General features: G+C 47.3%; 20 protein-coding genes and 1 tRNA gene. 10 read left to right on the forward strand and 11 right to left on the reverse strand.

Annotated features, from left to right (window positions below; all coding sequences use genetic code 11):
- Positions 1–12 precede the first annotated feature (12 nt).
- Both H6G45_RS06700 and H6G45_RS06705 read left to right on the forward strand, forming a co-directional pair.
- A complete protein-coding gene (locus tag H6G45_RS06700) occupies positions 13–2,874 on the forward strand; it encodes a cation-transporting P-type ATPase (RefSeq protein WP_190597687.1) in 2,862 nt (953 codons plus the stop codon).
- Positions 2,875–2,981: 107 nt separating this feature from the next.
- Complete coding sequence (locus H6G45_RS06705; RefSeq protein ID WP_190597688.1) at positions 2,982–3,503, forward strand: photosystem I assembly protein Ycf3; 522 nt, start codon at positions 2,982–2,984, stop codon at positions 3,501–3,503.
- 53 nt (positions 3,504–3,556) lie between these two features.
- Here the strand turns inward: H6G45_RS06705 and H6G45_RS06710 are convergent, their stop codons facing one another.
- The 7 genes from H6G45_RS06710 to rpsB form a co-directional block, all read right to left on the reverse strand.
- Positions 3,557–4,906, reverse strand: a complete 1,350-nt coding sequence (locus H6G45_RS06710; protein ID WP_190597689.1) for a GTP-binding protein — start codon at positions 4,904–4,906, stop codon at positions 3,557–3,559.
- 16 nt (positions 4,907–4,922) lie between these two features.
- Positions 4,923–5,366, reverse strand: a complete 444-nt coding sequence (locus H6G45_RS06715) for a DUF29 domain-containing protein (RefSeq protein WP_190597690.1) — start codon at positions 5,364–5,366, stop codon at positions 4,923–4,925.
- Positions 5,367–5,464: 98 nt separating this feature from the next.
- Positions 5,465–5,647, reverse strand: coding sequence for a ssl1498 family light-harvesting-like protein (locus tag H6G45_RS06720; RefSeq protein ID WP_190597691.1), 183 nt, complete (start codon positions 5,645–5,647; stop codon positions 5,465–5,467).
- Between the two features lie 101 nt (positions 5,648–5,748).
- Complete coding sequence (locus H6G45_RS06725; protein ID WP_190597692.1) at positions 5,749–6,681, reverse strand: cation diffusion facilitator family transporter; 933 nt, start codon at positions 6,679–6,681, stop codon at positions 5,749–5,751.
- A 200-nt stretch (positions 6,682–6,881) separates the two neighbouring features.
- Complete coding sequence (locus H6G45_RS06730; protein ID WP_190597693.1) at positions 6,882–7,367, reverse strand: NAD(P)H-quinone oxidoreductase subunit N; 486 nt, start codon at positions 7,365–7,367, stop codon at positions 6,882–6,884.
- A gap of 225 nt (positions 7,368–7,592) precedes the next feature.
- Positions 7,593–8,249 carry a translation elongation factor Ts gene (gene tsf / locus H6G45_RS06735; RefSeq protein ID WP_190597694.1) on the reverse strand — a complete coding sequence of 219 codons (657 nt, stop codon included), beginning with the start codon at positions 8,247–8,249 and terminating at the stop codon, positions 7,593–7,595.
- A 153-nt stretch (positions 8,250–8,402) separates the two neighbouring features.
- Positions 8,403–9,212: a 30S ribosomal protein S2 gene (gene rpsB / locus H6G45_RS06740; protein WP_190597695.1), complete on the reverse strand. Its 810-nt coding sequence runs from the start codon at positions 9,210–9,212 to the stop codon at positions 8,403–8,405.
- Here rpsB and H6G45_RS06745 point away from each other — a divergent pair.
- Entirely contained in the window at positions 9,211–9,381 is a 171-nt protein-coding gene (locus H6G45_RS06745) for a hypothetical protein (protein WP_190597696.1), read from the forward strand. The two genes, rpsB and H6G45_RS06745, sit on opposite strands and share 2 nt — an antisense overlap.
- A 48-nt stretch (positions 9,382–9,429) precedes the next feature.
- Here the strand turns inward: H6G45_RS06745 and H6G45_RS06750 are convergent.
- Positions 9,430–9,502 (reverse strand) — tRNA-Ile (locus tag H6G45_RS06750).
- A gap of 186 nt (positions 9,503–9,688) precedes the next feature.
- Here H6G45_RS06750 and cax point away from each other — a divergent pair.
- Entirely contained in the window at positions 9,689–10,807 is a 1,119-nt protein-coding gene (gene cax / locus H6G45_RS06755) for a calcium/proton exchanger (RefSeq protein WP_190597697.1), read from the forward strand.
- 24 nt (positions 10,808–10,831) lie between these two features.
- Here cax and dcd read toward each other — a convergent pair whose 3' ends face one another.
- Positions 10,832–11,413, reverse strand: coding sequence for a dCTP deaminase (gene dcd / locus H6G45_RS06760; RefSeq protein WP_190597698.1), 582 nt, complete (start codon positions 11,411–11,413; stop codon positions 10,832–10,834).
- Positions 11,414–11,694: 281 nt separating this feature from the next.
- On the opposite strand from dcd, the gene H6G45_RS06765 reads away from it, so the two are divergent.
- Genes H6G45_RS06765 through H6G45_RS06775 form a run of 3 tightly spaced genes read left to right on the forward strand, consistent with a single transcriptional unit; the run spans position 11,695 to position 13,287 of the window.
- On the forward strand, positions 11,695–12,297 hold the full coding sequence (locus tag H6G45_RS06765) for a VWA domain-containing protein (RefSeq protein WP_190597699.1): 603 nt from the start codon (positions 11,695–11,697) through the stop codon (positions 12,295–12,297).
- A gap of 16 nt (positions 12,298–12,313) precedes the next feature.
- Positions 12,314–12,739 carry a hypothetical protein gene (locus H6G45_RS06770; protein ID WP_190597700.1) on the forward strand — a complete coding sequence of 142 codons (426 nt, stop codon included), beginning with the start codon at positions 12,314–12,316 and terminating at the stop codon, positions 12,737–12,739.
- Positions 12,740–12,774: 35 nt separating this feature from the next.
- The gene (locus H6G45_RS06775; protein ID WP_190597701.1) at positions 12,775–13,287 is read left to right on the forward strand and encodes a GNAT family N-acetyltransferase; all 513 of its coding nucleotides are present in this window, start codon (positions 12,775–12,777) and stop codon (positions 13,285–13,287) included.
- A 125-nt stretch (positions 13,288–13,412) separates the two neighbouring features.
- Here H6G45_RS06775 and H6G45_RS06780 read toward each other — a convergent pair whose 3' ends face one another.
- Positions 13,413–14,132 carry a TetR/AcrR family transcriptional regulator gene (locus tag H6G45_RS06780; RefSeq protein ID WP_190597702.1) on the reverse strand — a complete coding sequence of 240 codons (720 nt, stop codon included), beginning with the start codon at positions 14,130–14,132 and terminating at the stop codon, positions 13,413–13,415.
- 37 nt (positions 14,133–14,169) lie between these two features.
- Between H6G45_RS06780 and H6G45_RS06785 the strand changes: the two genes are divergently transcribed.
- The 3 genes from H6G45_RS06785 (at position 14,170) to H6G45_RS06795 (ending at position 18,190) form a co-directional block, all read left to right on the forward strand.
- Positions 14,170–15,246, forward strand: a complete 1,077-nt coding sequence (locus tag H6G45_RS06785; RefSeq protein ID WP_190597703.1) for a glycosyl transferase — start codon at positions 14,170–14,172, stop codon at positions 15,244–15,246.
- 322 nt (positions 15,247–15,568) lie between these two features.
- Positions 15,569–16,414 carry a nucleotide-binding protein gene (locus H6G45_RS06790; protein ID WP_190597704.1) on the forward strand — a complete coding sequence of 282 codons (846 nt, stop codon included), beginning with the start codon at positions 15,569–15,571 and terminating at the stop codon, positions 16,412–16,414.
- An 87-nt stretch (positions 16,415–16,501) separates the two neighbouring features.
- Positions 16,502–18,190, forward strand: coding sequence for a hypothetical protein (locus H6G45_RS06795; protein ID WP_190597705.1), 1,689 nt, complete (start codon positions 16,502–16,504; stop codon positions 18,188–18,190).
- A 315-nt stretch (positions 18,191–18,505) separates the two neighbouring features.
- On the opposite strand, the gene H6G45_RS06800 is transcribed toward H6G45_RS06795, so the two are convergent.
- The gene (locus tag H6G45_RS06800) at positions 18,506–20,983 is read right to left on the reverse strand and encodes a plasma-membrane proton-efflux P-type ATPase (protein ID WP_190597706.1); all 2,478 of its coding nucleotides are present in this window, start codon (positions 20,981–20,983) and stop codon (positions 18,506–18,508) included.
- Between the last annotated feature and the right edge of the window lie 22 nt (positions 20,984–21,005).

Here is a 21,005-nt window from a genome sequence, read left to right on the forward strand (position 1 = left end):
GCTGACTTTTTAATGTCTGACCCTGATGTGTCCGTCTCCCCAGTCAAGGCCGAGGCTTGGTATAGCTATGGCATCGAAAAAACCCTACGCCGGTTGACCACTGTCCCCCATCGGGGGTTGGCGGAAAAGACTGTGGTGGAACGAAGACGTACCCATGGGCTGAATGAAATTGCCACGATCGCCGGTCGTAATAATTGGCAAATTTTGCTTGACCAGTTCACCAATGTGATGTTGTTGATGCTGATCGGGGTGGCAATTATTTCCGGGGTTTTAGACCTGCTCAGTTTACGGCTAGAACAATCCCAGACGGAGGGTTTGCCCTTCAAGGATACCATCGCTATTTTTGCCATTGTCATTCTTAATGGCTTGTTGGGTTATTTCCAAGAAAGTCGGGCAGAAAAGGCCTTAGCAGCCCTAAAAAAAATGGCTTCTCCCAAGGTACAGGTGGTACGGGACGGCGATCGCCAGGAAGTTAAAGCGGCCAGCTTGGTGCCGGGGGACATTATTTTGCTGGAGGCGGGCAGTCAACTCTGTGCCGATGGGCAACTAATTGAAGTAGCTAATTTATTGGTGCGGGAATCGGCCCTGACCGGGGAAGCCCAGCCGGTGGAAAAAATTGTCAGTAAGAGCGGCTTACCCCTAGATACCCCCCTTGGCGATCGCCAAAATATGGTCTTTTCCGGCACCGAAGTTATTCAAGGCCGGGGCAGAGCGGTGATTACCAACACTGGCATGGCCACCGAATTAGGCAAAATCGCCCAGATGTTACAGACCGTGGCCCCGGAACCCACCCCCCTCCAAAAACGAATGGAAAATTTGGCCGGCATCCTGGTGTCTGGTTCCCTCATGTTGGTGGCGGTGGTAATTATTCTGGGGGTTTGGCAGAGTGGCTGGGGACAACTGCGACAGTTGGTGGAAACGTCCCTGAGCATGGCGGTGGCAGTAGTGCCAGAAGGTTTACCAGCGGTGATTACGGTTACCCTGGCCCTGGGTACCCAGAGGATGATTAAACGTCACGCCCTGATCCGCAAGTTACCGGCAGTGGAAACCCTAGGATCCGTCAATGTGATTTGTTCCGATAAAACCGGCACCCTCACCCAAAATAAAATGGTGGTGCGGGAGGTGCTGACCCATGGCGATCGCCTCAGTATTGGCGGAGAAGGCTACCAACCCCAGGGCAACATTATCAACCTATCGGACGGGGAACAGAGGACTACCTCCGGGCCATGGCCCCCAGCGCTGCAACTCCTGTGTCTCAACGCCATCCTCTGCAACGATTCTGACCTGAGCTGCAATCCTGGGGAAGTGCAGTGGCAAGTTATTGGCGACCCCACCGAAGGCGCATTACTGGCTCTGGCTAGGAAATTTGGCTTTGACCAGGCACAACTGCGGCCTAGTTTTATCCGCCGGGGAGAATTTCCTTTTTCTTCGGAACGTAAACGCATGGGAGTGGTGGTGGAAGTCCCCAGCGAAGAGGATCTCCATTTACCGGATTTATCGAGGATTTTGCAGACCTTGGCTTCACCGTCGGCACCCTACTTAATTTTTTCCAAAGGATCGCCGGAGTTGCTACTGTCCCAGTGCAACCAGATTCACATCGCTGGCCATGGGGTGCCCCTTAGCCCCCAACATCAAGAACAAATTTTGAGTGATAACAATTTCATGGCCAGTCGGGGGTTACGGGTATTGGGTTTTGCCTGTAAATCCCTGCCCCAGATTCCCAGCACCCCAGATCTGATTGCCGCCGAAGAAAATTTGGTTTGGTTGGGGATGGTGGGCATGTTGGATGCGCCCCGGCCAGAGGTGCGGCTAGCAGTGGCAAAATCCCTCGCCGCTGGCATTCGCACTGTGATGATTACCGGCGATCATCCCCTCACCGCCCTGGCGATCGCCAAGGATCTGGGCATTAACCAAGCCGGCGATCGTTTTTTGACAGGGCAAACCTTAGAACAGCTACAACAAAGCGATCTAGAAGCCCAGGTGGAAGAGGTGAGTGTCTTTGCCAGGGTTTCCCCCGAACATAAACTACGCATTGTCAAAGCGTTCCAAGCCAGGAATCGTTTTGTGGCCATGACCGGCGATGGGGTCAACGATGCCCCGGCCCTCAAACAAGCCGACATTGGCATTGCCATGGGCATCACTGGCACCGATGTCAGTAAAGAAGCCAGCGACATGGTTTTGTTGGACGACAACTTTGCCACCATTGTGGCCGCCGCCGAGGAAGGGCGGGTGGTGTATAACAACATCCGTAGCTTCATTAAATACATTCTGGGCAGCAATGTGGGGGAAGTGATCACCATTGCTTCCGCTCCCCTGCTGGGGTTGTCTGGGGTGCCCCTCACCCCCCTACAAATCCTTTGGATGAATTTGGTCACCGATGGCTTACCAGCCTTAGCTTTGGCCATGGAACCGGGGGAACCAAACATTATGCAGCGTCGCCCCTTTAGTCCCCAGGAAAGTATTTTTTCGCGGGGATTGGGGGCCTATATTATCCGCATCGGTCTGGTTTTTGCTGTGGTTACCATCACCCTCATGCTCTTGGCCTATCACACCACTGAGCTAGCCGGTGTGCCGGGCAGTTGGAAAACCATGGTCTTCACTACCCTTTGTATTGCCCAGATGGGCCATGCCATTGCGGTGCGTTCCAGCCACCGTTTAACCATAGAAATGAACCCTTTGACCAATCCCTACCTCTGGGGAGCCGTAATTGTCACCACCATGCTGCAATTGGGCTTAGTGTACGTTGAACCTCTGAGAAATTTCTTTGGTACTGATTGGCTCAGCCCCCAGCAACTACTGATTTGTTTTGGTTTTAGCAGTTTAATGTTCGTCTGGGTGGAGTTGGAAAAATTATTTGCCCGGTTGACGAGATAATTTTGGCCATCATCAAATTCCCCAAATAAGCAATGGGGAAAAGGAGAGTTTTGCCGACGCTACGAGAAAAGTTAGAATGGTTGACCAAATAAGATTATTTAATTACTATGCCCCGCACCCAACGTAACGATAATTTCATTGATAAGTCCTTTACCGTTATGGCGGACATTATCCTGAAAATTCTGCCCACTAACCAAAAAGCGAAAGAAGCCTTTGTTTATTATCGCGACGGTATGTCGGCCCAGGCGGACGGGGAATATGCTGAGGCTTTGGATAACTACGAGGAAGCGTTACGGTTGGAGGAAAATCCCAATGACCGCAGTTACATTCTCTATAACATGGCCCTAATCCACGCCAGTAACGGCGACCATGAAAAGGCCCTGGGGCTTTACCAAGAAGCCATTGAACTCAACCCCAAAATGCCTTCAGCGTTGAATAATGTTGCGGTGATTTACCATTTCCAAGGGGAAAAGGCGAAGGAAGCGGGGCAGGAAGACGACGCCGAGAATCTATTTGATAAAGCAGCGGAATATTGGAAACAGGCCATACGTCTGGCCCCTAACAATTACATTGAGGCCCAAAACTGGCTTAAAATTACCGGGCGATCAGAAATGGATGTGTTTTTCTAGCCCCTATCCCCTAGGAATTTGTTTTCAAATCTCCCTTCTCTACCCCCAAGTTCTTAAGGGTTATCCAAGCGCTGGATCAGGCTTTCTGGGGGAGCACTATTTTTAATTTTGGCGATCGCCGTGCTGGTGCCGGTATGGCCCCAACTGGCCCCCTGGGCTAGGTAAATTTTTGCCCCTTCCCCCACAATATAAGTACTGTAGGCGGCCACTCCCCCTTGCATTACAGCGCCCCCAACGTAGGCCCCTAGATTGCCAGGATTGTCAAAAATACCGGCGGTTTTCTGCCAGCCTAAAAATAAAGCTGACACCCATTGACTTAATAAAATACCACCTGCACCAATTACCACTTTTTTCCAGATGCGGCCCGCTTCGTAGCTGGTAATGGGCAAACCATAGAGCCGTGCTAGACCCCGAATTAACAACAGATCGGTGATCAAACTGGCCCCCAAATCCAAGAGACCGATGGGATTAACGGCAATCGCCAGGGCCTTGTAACGCATATATTTACCAATGAGTTGGTCCGCTTCGGCCGTGCGAATTTCGATGGTTTTAGTGGCAATATTTTTTTCCGCTTCTTCCACCTGACGCAGGGCATTGAGGGCCAACAGCCGACTACCATCCCGGTTCAGAATGGTAAAAATTTTCTGGCGTAGTTGATCCAGTTGGGGTGCCGGCTTTTCCCACCGTTCCTCTGGAGGGGGGCTTGGGCGGGAACCTCTGGGGGAATTGCTATATTCCACCCGCACCATTATGGGGGGAGGCTCAGCGGCCACTAGTACAATGTCCTCGGCAGAAAAAATGGGACTATCTTCCCCGGCGGGGGTGAGGGACTGTAGCTGGGCAAAAATTTGTTGTTGATCCTGTTCTGGATATAGATCAATCTTATTAAATACTAACAGTAGGGGTTTTTGGGCTTGGCGCAATGTTTGGAGGGCAGCAAATTCGGTTTGGGTAATATCCCCAGCAATGACGAATAAAATCAGATCCGCTTGGTGAGCAACGGTTTGGGCCATGGCAGCTCGCGCCCCCCCGGCAACTTCATCTAGCCCCGGCGTATCAATCAGATCAATTTGAATTTTGTCGTTATTGCACCACCGCACCGATTGGGGCCATTGGGTTACCCCGTGGAGCGGCCCCGTTTCCAGACGTTTTTCCCCAAAAAGCGCATTAATCACGGTGGATTTGCCCCGACTGACCAAACCAAAGGCCGCAATTTTAAATACCCTTTGCTCCAGTTTGGCCAGGGCCTGGTGCATAGCTTGAATATCCTGGCGTACCGCTCCCTGCAATTCCAGATTAGGGGGATAGTTCCAATGGCGGCGCTGGCTAGCATACCAATTTAACGATTGTTGAATGCTGGCGATCGCCGTGGAGAGGGCCGGATCAGGGGCAGGGGAAGTCATTCAGCTTGGAAACAGATTAATCGGGGAAAAACTCAGCATCAAGGATTTCCGCCAAAGAAAAGGGACAATCCACTGGAAAGTTTGAGAGGGGTAAATTAGTTTCGTTGACTGCGCCCTTTCTCCCTTTAAGATAACAATCGGCAAATATAGCTTGCAAATAGGGATTTAGGCTGGGGCTATCGGCCAGAATTAAATTAAGCTGATCCCGTTGCTCATCAATGGTATTTTTCCAGCTACCAGTGCGCTTCTGGGTTTGATATTTCCATTTGAGCAGGTGTAGGAAAAGAACTTTCAGGCGACTATAGACTTCCCGTTTATCGCTGCGGCCCATGGATTCTATTTCTTCAATTAAATTCTCTAAATCTAAGGATTGTAAATCGCCCTGTTTAAGCTGATGCACAGTTTGCTCAATCCAAAGATTAAAATCGGTGTCGTAGAGAGTGGTGGTTTGTTGTTCCATGCTATTTTTCCCCTTCACCTCAACTTAATTGTAAAAGCCAACTGGCCATCGTCACCAGAGAGCAACAATGGCCATCCCTTTTTAATCTAAGGAGAAAACTAAGTGCTGGCCCCGGAAGCTGCCACCGCCACAGCAATTAACCCGGCCACAAGGACAACGGCAATGGCGGCCATGATCAAATAATTCCTTCTATCGGCTTTGCTTGGGGCATCTGCTGTATAGACCCGAGGTTCAACGGCAAAATTATTCAGCCGTCCATCGTCGTCTTTGGTATAGTTCATATTTTTAAAAGTTCTCCTGTCTTGACAAATGACAAAAAGTTTTTCATGGAAGCTTGAACCGGCGGAGGCCGAGCCCAAGTTTTTGCATAATACCCCAAAATCTAATCTGGCTTGCCCTCACCTAAAGGGGGAGATGGGGGAAAATCATCGCCATGCTGCCAAGATTTGGGATCTTCTAGGGGTTCTAAATGGGTAGTTACCCGGGAGCCAGCAATGCGTTGGGCGATCGCCGTTTCCACCGATTCACAGAGGTCATGACCCCTTTGCACAGTCCAATGCCCCGGTACCAGAACATGGAAAGAGATAAAGGACTGGGACCCGGCTTCCCTAGTTTGCAATAAATGAAAGCGCGCTCCCTGGTCCTCGTAGGTGGCAAAGCAGTGGGTGATTTTTTGCAATTGCCCAGAGTCCAAGGATTTATCCATCAAACTCGAAAAGGTTTCTCGCAGTAAACGTATGCCAGTCCAAAGCACATTCAGTCCTACCCCCAGGGCAATGAGGGGGTCTAACCATTGCCAACCAGTGAAGAAAATTAGCACCACTGCCACCACTACCCCCACCGAAGTCCAGACATCGGTTAGCAGGTGTTGGGCATCGGCCCGCAAGGTGATGGAATTTAATCTTTTTCCTGCCCGCCAAAGGATCCAAGCCACCGCTCCATTTAACAGTGCCGCGGCGATCGCCAAACCAATGCCCAGGCTACTTTGCTCCAAGGGTTCGGGGTGAAATAAACGTTCCACTGCGCTGTAACCGATACCCAGGGCCGCAATGAGAATAAAAGCCCCTTCTAGCCCACTGGAAAAATATTCTGCTTTACTGTGGCCAAAGGGATGTTCTGAATCCGCCGGGGTAGCTGCTAGGGAGAGAGCCCAAAAAGCAACGATCGCCGAAGCCAAGTTAACCGTAGATTCCAGGGCATCGGACAACAGCCCTACAGAATCGGTAATGGCATAGGCTGCCAGCTTGAGACCCATGGTGGCCAGGGCCGCCCCAATGGACAAAACCGTGTAGGGACGGGCAATACGGGCAGTCATCAGGGTTTAATAAGGTAAAAATCAGAGTTCACAATAGGGCAGGCAATGAGCTTTCGACTTTTGAAGAAAACTTTCGCAGATCCCCCAACTTGGAGCAACCTGCAGCATAGCAAATAATTAAATCCCCATAACCCAGCCGGTCAGGGGACTTTATCCACATTGATGTATTAGTAATTGTCCGGCTGCCGGAAAGTTGCAACCTAGGCCGCCTGGAGGCAATCTAGTAACGGTTGCCAGCGGAAAACTCGATCGCCACCCATTTCCAGTACCACTTTCAGTTTGGGTTCCCGTTTGGTGAGGCTAATTAAATCTTGAATTTCGGTTTGGGAGAGAATATAACCTTCCAAAATCCACAACACCAAACCTTTACTTTGGGCCGGTAAATTTTCTAATTGGTAACCGGCGATCGGCTGGGCAAAATAAACGGGCCCCACTGCCCCTTCCTGGGCAATGTTTTTCTTGCCTAAATGGGCTGGGCGTACCCCATGGACCTGCATCAAATAAGCTTCCACATCCCCCAGACCCCTAGCGGAAAGGGACACACTGGTGTAGCCGTTAGCCCGCAGACGTCTTTGGTAACGACCTTCATAACCACCTTCTAGGGGGGCATACACTGCCAAAGCCCCGTCGTTTTCTAAAGCGCGGATAAATCCTTTTCCGTTAGCAATTAATGGCAATGGCAACATAGCAATGATGGCGATAGTTATAAGGTTATGGAAGCCTAGGACAGACTAAGTTATCCACGATTTTGACACACTCTCCGGGCAAAGCAAAGATAGGCGGCCAAGATTTTCTGGAGTTGATATCGAAAGTAAAAACCCAAATCTCCCCTGGCCTGTGGCGGTGGAAATCTGGGTGCAACGGGTTCTCAAATTTAGCTAATAACTAGCTTGGTGATCAGATCTGAGTTATTAGCCCTTAGCAGCGGCGGCCACTTCTTCAGCAAAGTTAGTTTCTGCTTTTTCGATGCCTTCGCCAAGGTTAAAGCGAATAAAGCGACGAACTTGGATGTTTTCCCCCAATTCGGCGATCGCCTGTTTGACCAATTCTTCGATGGTGAGGTTTTGGTCTTTGATGTAGGGTTGGTCCAGCAAAGATAACTCCTTCAGGCGTTTGTCGATGCGGCCTTGGACAATCTTTTCTTTGATGTTGGCAGGCTTTTTGCCCAGGTCATCGCGCCCCATTTCAATTTCCTTCTCTTTAGCCACCATTTCCTGGGGAATATCAGCCACACTGACATATTCCACGTTGGGACAGGCGGCAATCTGCATGGCCACATCGTTAACCAAATCTTTAAACCGATCGCCCCGGGCCACGAAATCAGTTTCGCAGTTAACTTCCACCAACACGCCAATGCGGCCACCAAAATGAATATAGCTGTGGACCAAACCTTCGGCGGCGGTGCGGCCAGATTTTTTATCAGCGGAGGCAATACCCTTCTGCCGGAGCCATTCAATGGACTTTTCTAAATTACCCTCATTTTCCTTTAGGGCTTTTTTACAGTCCATCATGCCTGCGCCGGTTTTATCACGCAGTTCCTTCACGAGTTGAGCGGTAATTTCTGCCATGGTTATCGTTCCTAATCAGTTTTTCTATGATTGCACGGTAATTATTGGGCTAAGGGAAAAAAGTGATGGCCAACACCAGCTAGATGTTCCCCTAGCACCGGGACTGGGTTTCCCTCGGTCCATCGGGAGGACAAAGGGAAAAAGGGACAAAATTTAAGCTTCTGGGGTTGCCGTAGCTTCTGCTTCGGCCACTTCCTCCACCTCTTCAGCGGCTTCTACTTCCAGATTATCCCCATCTAAACCTTCGTCAAATTCCTCGTAGTCATCGCTGACATCCGGCTGACCATGGCGACCTTCATAGATGGCATCGGCTAATTTGCCCACGATCAGTTTGATGGAACGGATCGCGTCATCGTTGGCGGGGATGGGCACATCTACCACATCGGGATCACAGTTGGTATCCAACATGGCGATGATGGGAATGCCTAGTTTTTGGCACTCGTGGATGGCGTTATGTTCCCGTCGTTGGTCGACGATTACCACCACGTCAGGGAGCTTGCGCATATTTTTGATGCCGCCGAGGTACTTCTGTAGTTTGCCTAATTCCCGCCGGAGCATGGAACCTTCCTTTTTGGGGCGACGATCAATGGCACCACTGCTTTCTAGGGCTTCCAATTCCTTCAGGCGATCGACCCGTTTGCGGATGGTTTCCCAGTTGGTGAGCATGCCCCCCAACCACCGTTGATTAACGTAGTGAGCTCCACAGCGTTGGGCTTCCTGGGAAATGATGCCAGCGGCTTGGCGCTTGGTACCGACGAACAAAAACTTTTTGCCGCTGATGGTGGAAGAACGCACATATTCATAGGCATCTTCCATCAGTTGGGCGGTTTGCACTAGGTCAATGATATGTACACCATTGCGGGCGGTGTAGATATATTGATCCATGCGGGGGTTCCAGCGGCGGGTTTGGTGGCCGAAGTGAACACCAGACTCTAGCAAATCTGCGAGAGAAACTACGGGCATGTTAAATTTTCTCCTATTCGGGTTTATCCTTCATCCAAGGGAATTTCAGCTTGTTGCAGAAACACCCGAAAGCTTGGATGTGCGAATTTTTGACAACCTTTCTAGTCTAGCAGGCGATCGCCACGGTTACCACCAAAAAATAAGCCTCGTTAGCCGTCACCAAGCTTAATGACAAAGCTTAGGATAATCTCTAAAAATTTCATCAACTGAATAAAAGTCCAGGGTACAGGAGTTGAACCTGTCTAGGGCGAATTATGAGTTCGCTGCCTCAACCGCTCGGCCAACCCTGGTAATCGGTTTGTGGGGAAACACCCAGGGATATATTCTAAACCACGGCCTACCCCCCAGGAGAGCAATCAATAATTTCCCTCGGGATCGATTATTTAATCTTTTTCAGATCAAGATGATTTTGAAATTTCCTGGGGCATAATGAATCGAGCTATCCAAAAAACCATTGCAATGGCGATCGCCAGGTTATGTCCACCAAAAGTAAGATTTTTCTTGTTCTGTTAGTTTTTTGTCCCCTCTCCTTCGCCGCCCACTGGTTGGGGTGGGGGGAAACGACGGTGTTCATTTTGGCGGGTTTGGCCATTGTGCCCCTAGCAGCCTTCATGGGCACCGCCACGGAGGAAATCGCTGTGGTCATCGGTCCCAATGCGGGGGGCTTGCTCAATGCTACCTTCGGCAACGCCACGGAGCTAATCTTGGCTTACATTGCCCTGAAGGAGGGATTGATCGATGTAGTTAAGGCCACCCTGACGGGATCAATTATTGGCAACTTACTGCTGGTAATGGGTTTTGCCGTCTTCCTGGGGGGATTGCGCTATAAGGAACAGAATTTCCAACCGATCGCCGCCCGTTTAAATGCCTCCACCATGAATTTGGGCGTAGTGGCCATTCTTTTGCCCACAGCGTTGCAATATACCTCCACAGGGGTGACGGAAACGGTTTTGCAAAATTTGTCCGTGGCCGTAGCCGTAGTGTTGATTGGGGTTTACTTGCTTTCTCTGGTATTTTCCATGGGAACCCACGCCTATTTGTACGATGTGGGTTTAGCTGAAAATATGGAAATGCCGGAACTCGGCGAAACCATGGCGGAACCGTCCCCTCCCACAGAAGAGGAAAAACCAAATCTTTGGCTTTGGACGGGGGTTTTATTGGCCGTCACCCTGGGGGTAGCCGTGGAGTCGGAATTACTGGTGGGCTCCCTTGAAGTGGCCACAGAGTCCCTGGGATTAACTGCCCTGTTTACTGGGGTAATTCTCCTACCTATTATTGGTAATGCCGCTGAGCATGCCACCGCCGTCACTGTGGCCATGAAGGACAAAATGGATCTTTCCATGTCTGTGGTGATGGGATCGAGCCTGCAAATTGCCTTTTTTGTGGCACCAGTCCTGGTCATCGTCGGCTGGGCGATCGGCCAACCCATGGACTTAAATTTCAATCCTTTCGAGTTGGTGGCGGTATTGGTGGCGGTGTTGATTGTTAACTCCATCAGTGGTGACGGCAGTTCCAATTGGCTAGAGGGGGTCCTATTGCTGGCCACCTATGCCATTGTGGCCCTCGCCTTTTACTTCCATCCCACCCTAACCTGATCTAGTGCGTAGTTTTTGGCAACCCTAAACCCGGGGTAATGTGACCGATTGGGGCTGATTTTGATATTTGCCCCTTCTGGTTTCATAGCTAATGTCGCAGTTTTCCCCTTCAAAAAAGAGCAGTTGCACAATGCCTTCATTGGCGTAAATACGGCAATCGGCACTGGAGGAATTAGAAAATTCCAGGGTGAGGTGACCACACCACCCCGCTTCCCCCGGAGTTAAATTGGCGATAATGCCAGCCCGAGCGTAAGTACTTTTACCGATACAAAGCACAGTGACATTGGCGGGGATCGCTAATCTTTCCACTGCCACCCCTAGGCCGTAGGAGTGGGCCGGCAAAATGAAATAACTGCCACTGCTATCTTTGTGGAGTTGGGTTGCTTCCAAATTGTGGGGATTAAAGTTTTTGGGGTCAACTACAGTGCCCGGAATATGACGAAAAATGCGAAAATCCGCCGCTGAAAGTCGAATATCATAACCAAAACTGCTTAGACCAAAAGAAATAGCCGGTTCCCCCTCTATTTGCCGCATTAGCTGGGGTTCAAAAGGCTCAATCATGCCTTGGGCAGCCTGGGCGCGGATCCAAATGTCATTTTTGATCATGGACAAAGTTCAAGGAAATAAAACGGCAATCATTATAGCCGGATCAATGGCGATCGCCGACGAGAATAATTAAAGCTAGTTTTGTCGTAATGTGGTCAACGGAATAATTAATCATCAAAAAGGCTAAAAATGTTTATCATCCTTGGTAAATTCTGAGTTCATCAAATAATTTTGAATGCTCCAATTTATTGGTAAAGTCGTGGAAAAATCAAAATTATGCTACTGACAGACTGAAAAATTTCTATAATTGACAACAAGTTCATTTCACAAGCAGGTTCAAGATGCCAAACCAACGGGATTACACACTCATTATTGATAAAAGCGGTAGCATGTCTATCATCGAGCCAAAATTCCAAAAAAGCCGATGGGAGCTAGTTCAAGAATCAACCCTCGCCCTAGCCAGAAAGTGTGATCAGCTAGATGATGATGGGATCACCGTGTACACCTTCTCTGGTAAATTTCGTCGTTACGATAACGTCAACGCATCTAAAGTAGAGCAAATTTTCCAAGAAAATGAGCCAGTAGGGGGCACTAATCTCACCGCCGTGCTACAGGATGCGATCAATAATTTTTTACAACGAAAAAAATCTAATCAAGCCCAAATAGGCGAAACTATTTTAGTGATTACGGATGGAGAACCGAATGATCGTAGATCCGTGTTTGAAATCATTATCCAAGCCAGCAAATGTCTAGATGCAGATGAAGAATTGGCCATTTCATTCATGCAAATCGGTAATGACCCCAGTGCTACCAAATTTCTTCAAGCCCTTGATGATCAATTAATGGAAGTAGGAGCCAAGTTTGATATCGTCGATACGGTAACTTTTGATGAAATGGAAGATTTAACATTAACTGAAGTTTTATTAAACGCTATTGAGGATTAAAACTAGAGATTTTATTATGAACGACTCCGATTCCATTGACTCTATACTGGCTGACCTCCGCCAAAAATATATTCAAGAACCAGACATAATATCTAATAATTCAACGATAGACCCTACCTTAAGCAAAGAGCAACAGCATCCAACTTTAGATAAAATTTTAAATGAATTAAAGCAAGGTTTTAAGATTAATTACTTTCCTGAAAAAACAGATCAAATCCCAACCATAATCAAAGAATCACCCCAAGTTTCAAATCCAGAACTAAAAAATTTAATTGATCGCCAAGAGCAACAAAGACAGGTAATCATTGCTCAAAAAGCACAACAATGGCTAGACCAACTTGACCCACTGTCCGGTGAGGGAATTTGGTTTGCAGATTTAGCTAAGCATTATCCATCTACCTTAGCCGCGGCCATTGCCTTATTAAATAACGAATCAACCTAAAACTAACATAGTCTTATATTATTAAAATCACAAAAATGATTGACATTGTAAAAGCAGATCTTAATTTAACTATCCATGCGGAAGCAATGATTCAATTGATGGATGAATATGCCCGTGATCCCATGGGAGGAGGAGAAGGATTATCTGATTATGTTAAAGCAAATCTGCCTGTAGAACTTGCCAAAAGACCTTCTGCCCATGTCATTCTTGCCTTTGTTGATTTTCAGCCTGCTGGTCTTATTGTGTGTCTAGAAGGATTTTCTACTTTTGCTTGTAAGCCATTACTAAATATTCATGATGTTATTGTTTCTTTGCCCTATCGTGGTAAGGGATTATCAAAACTAATGTTGCAAAAAGTAGAAGCCATTGCCTTAGATTTAGGCTGTTGTAAACTCACCTTAGAAGTACTTGAAGGAAATCATGTTGCCCAATCAGCGTACAGGTCGTTTGGTTTTGGTAGCTATGAGCTAAACCCCCAAATGGGTAAAGCATTATTTTGGCAAAAAAAGTTACCAGATATCGCTCTTTTATCAGAAAAGGGAAGATAGAATAGAAGACAAGAGCGGAATGCTAGAAGTGGCAGATGGTAGTTCGCCGTAAAGCCAAGGAAACGGTAGCTGTATCTTCACTTTATACACCTAGACTGATAAAAAAGAGCTATTGCTGTATTGCATTAATGGCTGGTATTTTTTTCGCCTTTGGTCAATACTCCATGGAGAAAAATATCAGCTAACCCTTCCGCCATTTCCTGCAAAGCCTGGGGGGAAGCGTGGGGGTCAATTACCGTTTGTTCCGAAAAACCCGCCACGGCAAACATGCCTAAGAAAACCTGGGCCACAATTTTGGGATTCATCCGCCGGTAAATGCCCCGGTCCATGGCAGTTTGAAAAAAAGCCTCTGCCACATCAGTCATTTTGTCGATAATTTCCGACTGAATTTTCTCCCGTAGCTCGGGGTGGTATTGGGCTTCCACAAAGCAGACCTGCAATAAATATTTATTTTCTCGCAAATGGAACATACGCCGTTTCATTACCTGGGCGATCGCCTTGTAACTGCCCATCTCACTTAATTCCGTCAGCAGGTCAGTGAGAATTTCTATCCAGCCGGCGGTGGCTACTTCCACCAAAATGGCCTTCTTGTTGGTGAAATAACGGAACAAAGTCCCTTCGGCCACATTGGCCGCTTGGGCCAAATCCTTGGTGGTGGTACCTTCATAGCCCTTAGTGCCAAATAATTTCAAAGCTCCCTTCAAAATGCGATCATGGGTGGAAGCTTCAGCCGGATTGGTAAAGGTTGATGGGGCGGTGTAATACTTTTTGCTCTGCATGGACTTTACCTCTAAACTCACCCAGCTATTACTGTTATTGTGCGGGAAAAATCCCGATCGCCCCACTGGTCAACAGAAATCTTCATAATTCTCACCTTTTTGCATGAAACGTCCCACCCTCTACTGTGCAATTACGGGCCATGGTTTTGGCCATGCGGTGCGGACTGCCTGCATTGCCCGCCGTGTCCAGGAACTTTGCCCTGATGTGTTGGTAATTATGGCCACCCGTAGCCCCCGTTGGTTGCTGGAATGTTATCTGGAAAAACCCTTTATCCACCGTCCCGTGGCTTTTGATGTGGGGGTGGTGCAGGCCGACAGTTTACAGATGGATGAAAACGCTACCCGACAAGCCTTAGAGGATATTTATCGCCGGAAAAATGCCCTGGTGGCCACGGAGTCTAATTATTTACGGAATAATCGGGTGGATCTAGTGCTGGCGGACATTCCGGCCCTAGCAGTGGCGATCGCCCATCGGGCCAACATTCCCTGTTGGATGAGCAGTAATTTTGGTTGGAATTTTATTTATCGGGACTGGGGCGATGAATTTGGGGAAGTTATCGAAAAAATTGAACGGGATTATCGGCAATGTGATTTATTATTTCAGTTACCTTTAGCCGAACCAATGGAAATTTTTCCCAGAAAAATTGCCACAGGATTACTGGGGGGAGATCCCCGCTACGGCAAGCAAATGTTGAGGGAAAAATTTGCGATTAAAACTACCAAAGAAAAAACTATTTTACTAACCTTTGGCGGTTTAGGTTTAGAAGCTATTCCCTATCAAGTGTTAACAAAGTTTCCTGACTATCAATTTATTACCTTTGACGCCCAAGCCCCTAGGTTAGATAACCTGACCATTATCAAGGACAAAACCTATCGCCCCGTGGATCTAATGCCCCTTTGTGGTCGCATATTTTCCAAGCCTGGTTTTGGCACCTTTGCCGAGGCTTTGAAATGGGAGGTGCCCATTATTTCCCTCACCAGGGATGGTTTTGCGGAAGCGCAAGTTTTACTGACAGGTTTACAGAACTACGGAGAGCACCAAATTGTGCCCCACCAGCAATTTTTCGCCGGGAACTGGGATTTTTTGCTGGAAACTCCCCACAAACCTCGGCTAAATCAGAAGTTAGACAAACATGGCGATCGCCAGATAGCAGAAAAAATTGTTGCCCAAATTAGTTGATTTTGTCCCCTAACCCTGAAAAAAAAGGTCAGTTTGGTAAACCATAAACCTGGGGTTAACCTATGGGAAGCCGTTCATGGCTGTTTATGCCGTATATCTTTACAATGCAAATGCTATCCGACACCTCCGTTGACTTAATAAAACTTAATCCAAATAGTTTGACTTAGTAGTTCTTTTCAGGTAATCTTTCAGCATTAGCAGGCTGAACATGGGTTTTAATGCTGTTTATCCTTACAAGTTAAGTAATAAATTTACATTAAGTGTTCCCATTGCAGTTTAATCACTAGTTAGGGCAACTCAGAAAAATAGGTTAAGTGAACACATGGAAGAAGCAGAGGTTTTCCCTGATAAATACTGGCACTGTCACGTAGAGTTGGCAAGAGATAGCAAGAATCAAAATAGATCTGCTGTATTTAATGATTTCACGTTTGACGAACTTAGTCAGCAGATAATAGTACCTTGGCATTCTGGCAGATCGTTTACCGTTGATGGAACGATCATCAAGAACATTGATGATATTCAAAAAATCAAAATTACACATACTCCGCAACCAAAATCTTATTATGCTGAGTTGCACAACAATAAAATGAGGAGTTCCGGTATAGCTGATATAGCGACAGATCGTAGGTTACTACCTTTGTCATCGGGAAAAGACTACACGCATGATCTGTTGTTTAAAGAGCAAGAAGTAATAAATACCAAAGGGGACGTAATCTCGACTAATAACAACAATGTATTTATTGTGCACGGCCACGATGAACAAGCTAAAGAATCATCGGCAAGATTTATTGAGAAGTTGGGTTTGAATGCGGTAATACTCCATGAGCAAGCAAATGAAGGACAAACTATAATCGAGAAACTCGAAAAGCATACTGATGCTGCGTATGCTGTTGTCTTATTTACCCCTGATGATGTTGGAGCATGTTCAGCATCACCAGAAAAACTCCAACCTCGTGCTCGGCAAAATGTACTGGTTGAACTTGGCTATATGGCTGCAAAGATAGGAAGGAATCGAGTATGCGTATTAAGAAAAGGAAACGTTGAAATACCTTCTGACTTTCTCGGTGTTCTATATATCGATATCGATGCAGCAGGTGCCTGGCGCCTTACTTTGGCTAAAGAGCTAAAGGTTGCTGGTTTAAACGTAGACTTGAACGATGCCATGTAGGCCCTAACACTGCGCTCGTTTACCCCTTTATTGTCGGAGCTGATCTATCTTTCAATTTGATAGAGTAAGGTTTTTAGGTTATCTGATATGCAGCGTCGTGATTGGTTCCAGTATTCAGACAGAGAAAAATCTCCTTACAATCCTACTATTGGCACTTCAATCACCATTGAAGGGTTTTGGCGCAATGAGTTCAGTAATTTTAATTCTCCAGATTGGCGGCGTGAAGAGTTGTTAATTCACTCTGCTCTTGTTCCAATCGATCAACTAAATATAGCTGCTGCTGAAATTACAACGCCTCATTATCTAACCTTTGAAATGGGTTGGAATTCTGAGGATCAATTCAGTTTTGGTGATTATTTTCACTATGGAGAGATTCAACTTTATGCACTAGCTCAATTGGTTAAACATCCAATTAGCCAAGACTTCACCGTTGAGTTAAGTCGTGAGTTTATTACTTATCATGCTCTACAACAAAGAAATCCATCTCAGTACTATCATCCAGTAGACAATCTTCTAGTAGCTGAGACTAAACTCGATTCTCATGAAATTTATGATCCTACAGCCAGAGTAATTGTTCATCGTGATTATTTACGAGATTTTCTGGCAGCTTTAGGTATGGGATTATTAATCTCTCTGACTGCTGATCGTTTTGCAAATGCAGCAACAGAAGATGAACTTGAGCTTAATCAAATAGAAGACGAACAGATTGGTGAACTCACTTGGATTTCAACAAATATACATACTCCTGAGTTTACTCACCACGATTGCTTTCGTGGAAGATCAATACTGCGCCGCAATTTTCTGATTGAACCCTATGATAGACCGAGGTTTGAACGCAGTCCTTGGCACTACTTTGGAGAGTCACAAGTAGAGGATTCAGAGTTGCCGAGATTTATAGTTAATGATGAGGGAGAGAAACAATCTCTGCCTCAGAATACTTATATTGGAAACTATATTGAAAATGGTATCGGGGAGCTTGGATATTTATATTTCCGTCCAGAAGTGTTGCAAAAGTATCTCCAAGTCCCTGGGTATAGTGTATTCTTTCATATGCGAAATTGGGGAGTGGCTTCTTTGCCTGGTGATAGGGGTACTATTGACGCAGGGATCAATTCTCACGGACTTGTGAATGCCTTTGCTCCTGACATTGCTAATTTGGGTCTTGCAGAACAAGCATATTGGGCTTCATTTTCTTCATTACCAAGCGGCGAAATTTGTGAAGAGCTAATCCAAACTAGAATGCAACAAAATCCTCCCAACTCGCCTGGGGTAGTTGACTTGATTCGAGGGGCTAGATCTCAGCTTAATTCAGCATTTCAAAATCAAATTTCTGCCGATCTATTTAGTGATATAGAACCAAGTGAGCAAGAGTTACGTAGATTAAGCGTAGGAGCAATCGGCAACCAGTTCACGGAAGTCCTTGATCTCGCTAGAATTCTTTATGGGTGGATTATTGAAACAATGCAGGTTGATCCACTTCGCAATACTCTAACTTCTCTAGGAGGGACAGTAGACAAAAATTTGAGACAGATAAAGCTTTTAGAAAAAATTCTGGTGGCTAGGGGTTTAGACCAAACACAAGCTCGCACAGTAACAGCTCCCTTAGTTGGCTTGAACGAACTCCGAATAGGTTCAGCACACATTGGCAATCCTGAACTGGAACCTGCTTTTCAGTTGATGGGAGTGGCAGCAGTTCCCGAAGTGCCAAGACTGGCATGGAATCTTTGCATTAATGCCGTTGTAAAGTGTCTATCTTCAATTGCCACTTCTCTGTAACCATAATCGACAATCTAGTGCAGCGGATTGAAGAAAGTCACTCGTGCTGAGTTAGAGATTACTAGCAACCGCTGACTGTAACCGTTGTTAGGCCGCATACAAAATTTACGACCTACCCACCAGAACTTCTTCGCCACTAGCTTCTTACTGTGCGTGCCTCTGTGCTTTTGGTCATGCTTGGTGCTTTTGCCATCGTCCATGGCGATCGCCAGCAACATTGGGGTCGCCAGATTGCGGGAAAAATCGTTGCCCAAATTAGCTAATTTTGTCCCCCAACCCTGAAAAAAAAGGTCAGGGGACTTTGGTAAACCATGCTTAGGAACGGTTTTTTAACCCTTGCCAACGTTTGAGATAACGGGAACCTAAAATTACCACCTGTTTAGAATCTAGCAGACGATAAAGCCATAATTTCACCCAATCAAAGATTAAAAACCAAAGGAAAGCATAGCCCCAACTGGCTAGGGTCCACATCAAACCGATGGGGGTCATAAGAATACCAAAACAGGCCATAAGGGTGGAAATGGCAACGGATAATCCTGTGGCCATCAACATCTTGGGGGCCGGGGGAATGGACCAGAAAGGGCCCCGTACTCGGGTCACATAAATGGTCATCATGCCCCCCACCGCTAGATGGAGATAAATCAGGGTTTGCACCATTTCATGGGGAAGTCCCAGATATTTTTCGGTGTAGTAATAAAGCAAAAAGGTCTCCACCACCCCCACCAATCCGATCGCCGTAGCGAGACTAATGATGTAGGGCATATTCCAGCGCTGGGGAGTTTTAGGGATTTTTGTGTTGTCATAGGCGATGGTTACCATGGAGCCGTCATTAATTAGGGCCAGCAACACCAACATAATCACTGTCACCGGATAGGTTCCATAGACAAAAATTGCCATGGTGATAAAAATCAAAATCCGTACAGTTTCCACCACCCGATAGATGCAATAACTATTCATCCGCAGGAAAATTTGGCGGCTCAGTTCAATGGCGTCAATAATCACCGACAAACCCGGTGTCAGCAGGACAATATCGGCGGCGGCCCGGGCGGCATCCGTAGCCCCAGAAACGGCAATACCAGCACTGGCCTGTTTTAAGGCAGGAGCATCATTGACCCCATCCCCCGTCATGGCCACGATGAAACCCCGTTTTTGTAAGGTTTCCACAATGTGAAATTTATCCTCAGGAAACACCTGGGCAAAGCCGTCGGCCTCTTCGATCTGCGCCCCCAGTTGGCTCAATTGACTGGCCGGGGTCTGGCGAAACAGTTCAGCATTCAATACATTTTGCCCTAACCCCAACTGATGACAGGTTTCTTTGGCGATCGCCACCTGATCCCCCGTAATCATCTTGAGGGGAATGCCCAAACGTTTAGCATTTTCTATGGTTATTTGGGAATCTGGCCGGGGCGGGTCAAACAGGGAAATAATGCCCAGAAATTGCCATTCTCCCTGGTCATCGGTGCGGGCCACCCCCAAAGCTCGATAGCCCCGTTTGGCCAAAGCTAAAATCTCTTGATTAACCACCCCGGCAAAGGCCTGATTCCTGGCATCTAAATCAAGGATGACTTGGGGGGCTCCCTTGCTGGTTTTAAAAGTGCGACCCTCCCCATCGGTTACTTCTGCTTCGGTGCGTTTACTCACCGGGTCAAAGGGAGTGAAATGGCCAACCGTAAAATCGTTGAGAATATCCTGATTAGCTAAGCCGTTGATGATAGTCAAATCAATGGGATCATTATCTTCCCGACTAGAAGCTAAAGCCCCCGCTAGCAAAAGTTGTTGATTATCCACCCCCTCCGACAGATAGGGATCTCCCAAACTCAGTTGGTTGAGGGTGAGGGTGCCGGTTTTGTCGGAACAAAGCATATCCACCCCCGCCAATTCATCGATCGCCGACAGACGGGTAACTAGGGCATTCTTAGCCGCCAATAGTTGGGAACCAATGGCCATGGTAACCGCTAGCACCGTTGGGGTCGCCAGGGGAATGGAAGCCACCGTCAGCACCAAGCAAAACTTCAAAACCCGAATAAAATTATCCCCTTCGTGGACCCGCACCACTAGAATGGCCGCCACCAAGAAGAGATTAACAATAATTAAATAATCGGAAAGCTTGAGGACCGCTTCCTGTAAATGATCCGTATTTTCCGCCTCCGCCACCAACTTAGCGGTTTTACCAAAAAATGTATTTACCCCCGTGGCGCTGACCACTGCCTCTGCCTGACCCCGCTTCAGAATTGATCCGGAATAAACTTCTTCCCCGGCTGAACGAGTCACCGGCAGAGATTCCCCCGTGAGGGCCGCTTGGTCGATGGAGACCGTATCACAATTTAAGAGTTCAAGATCCGCCGGTAAAACGTCACCAATTTTAATGCGGACAATGTCCCCAGGCACCAATTCCCGCGCCGGTATGGTTTGCCAGCTATTGTCTCGCTTGGCATTGGCATTGAGGGCCAACTGGGCCTTGAGGGCTGAAACCGCATCCCCTGCTGATTTCTCTTCCACAAAACCGATCATGGCGTTGCCAATTAACAAGGCAAAGATAATGAAAAAATCTACCCAGTCCCCCACCAAGGCACAGAGAACGATCGCCGCCTCAATCATCCAGGGCATGGGGCCCCAAAAGTAGGACAACAGCAATTCTAGGTTACTAACTTTTTTTTCAGCTAATTCATTGTAACCGTATTGAGAGAGACGATTCTGGGCTTCGGCGGTACTTAATCCCTGGGAGGATGTATTCAATTTACTTAAAATCTCTTCGGGGGAAGGAGACTTAGTCTGCGCCGGGGAATTAGTCATAGCTCGTTTAAGGTCAAAGACC

The sequence above is a fragment of the Synechocystis sp. FACHB-383 genome (genome assembly GCF_014698605.1).
Lineage (GTDB): Bacteria > Cyanobacteriota > Cyanobacteriia > Cyanobacteriales > Microcystaceae > Synechocystis > Synechocystis salina.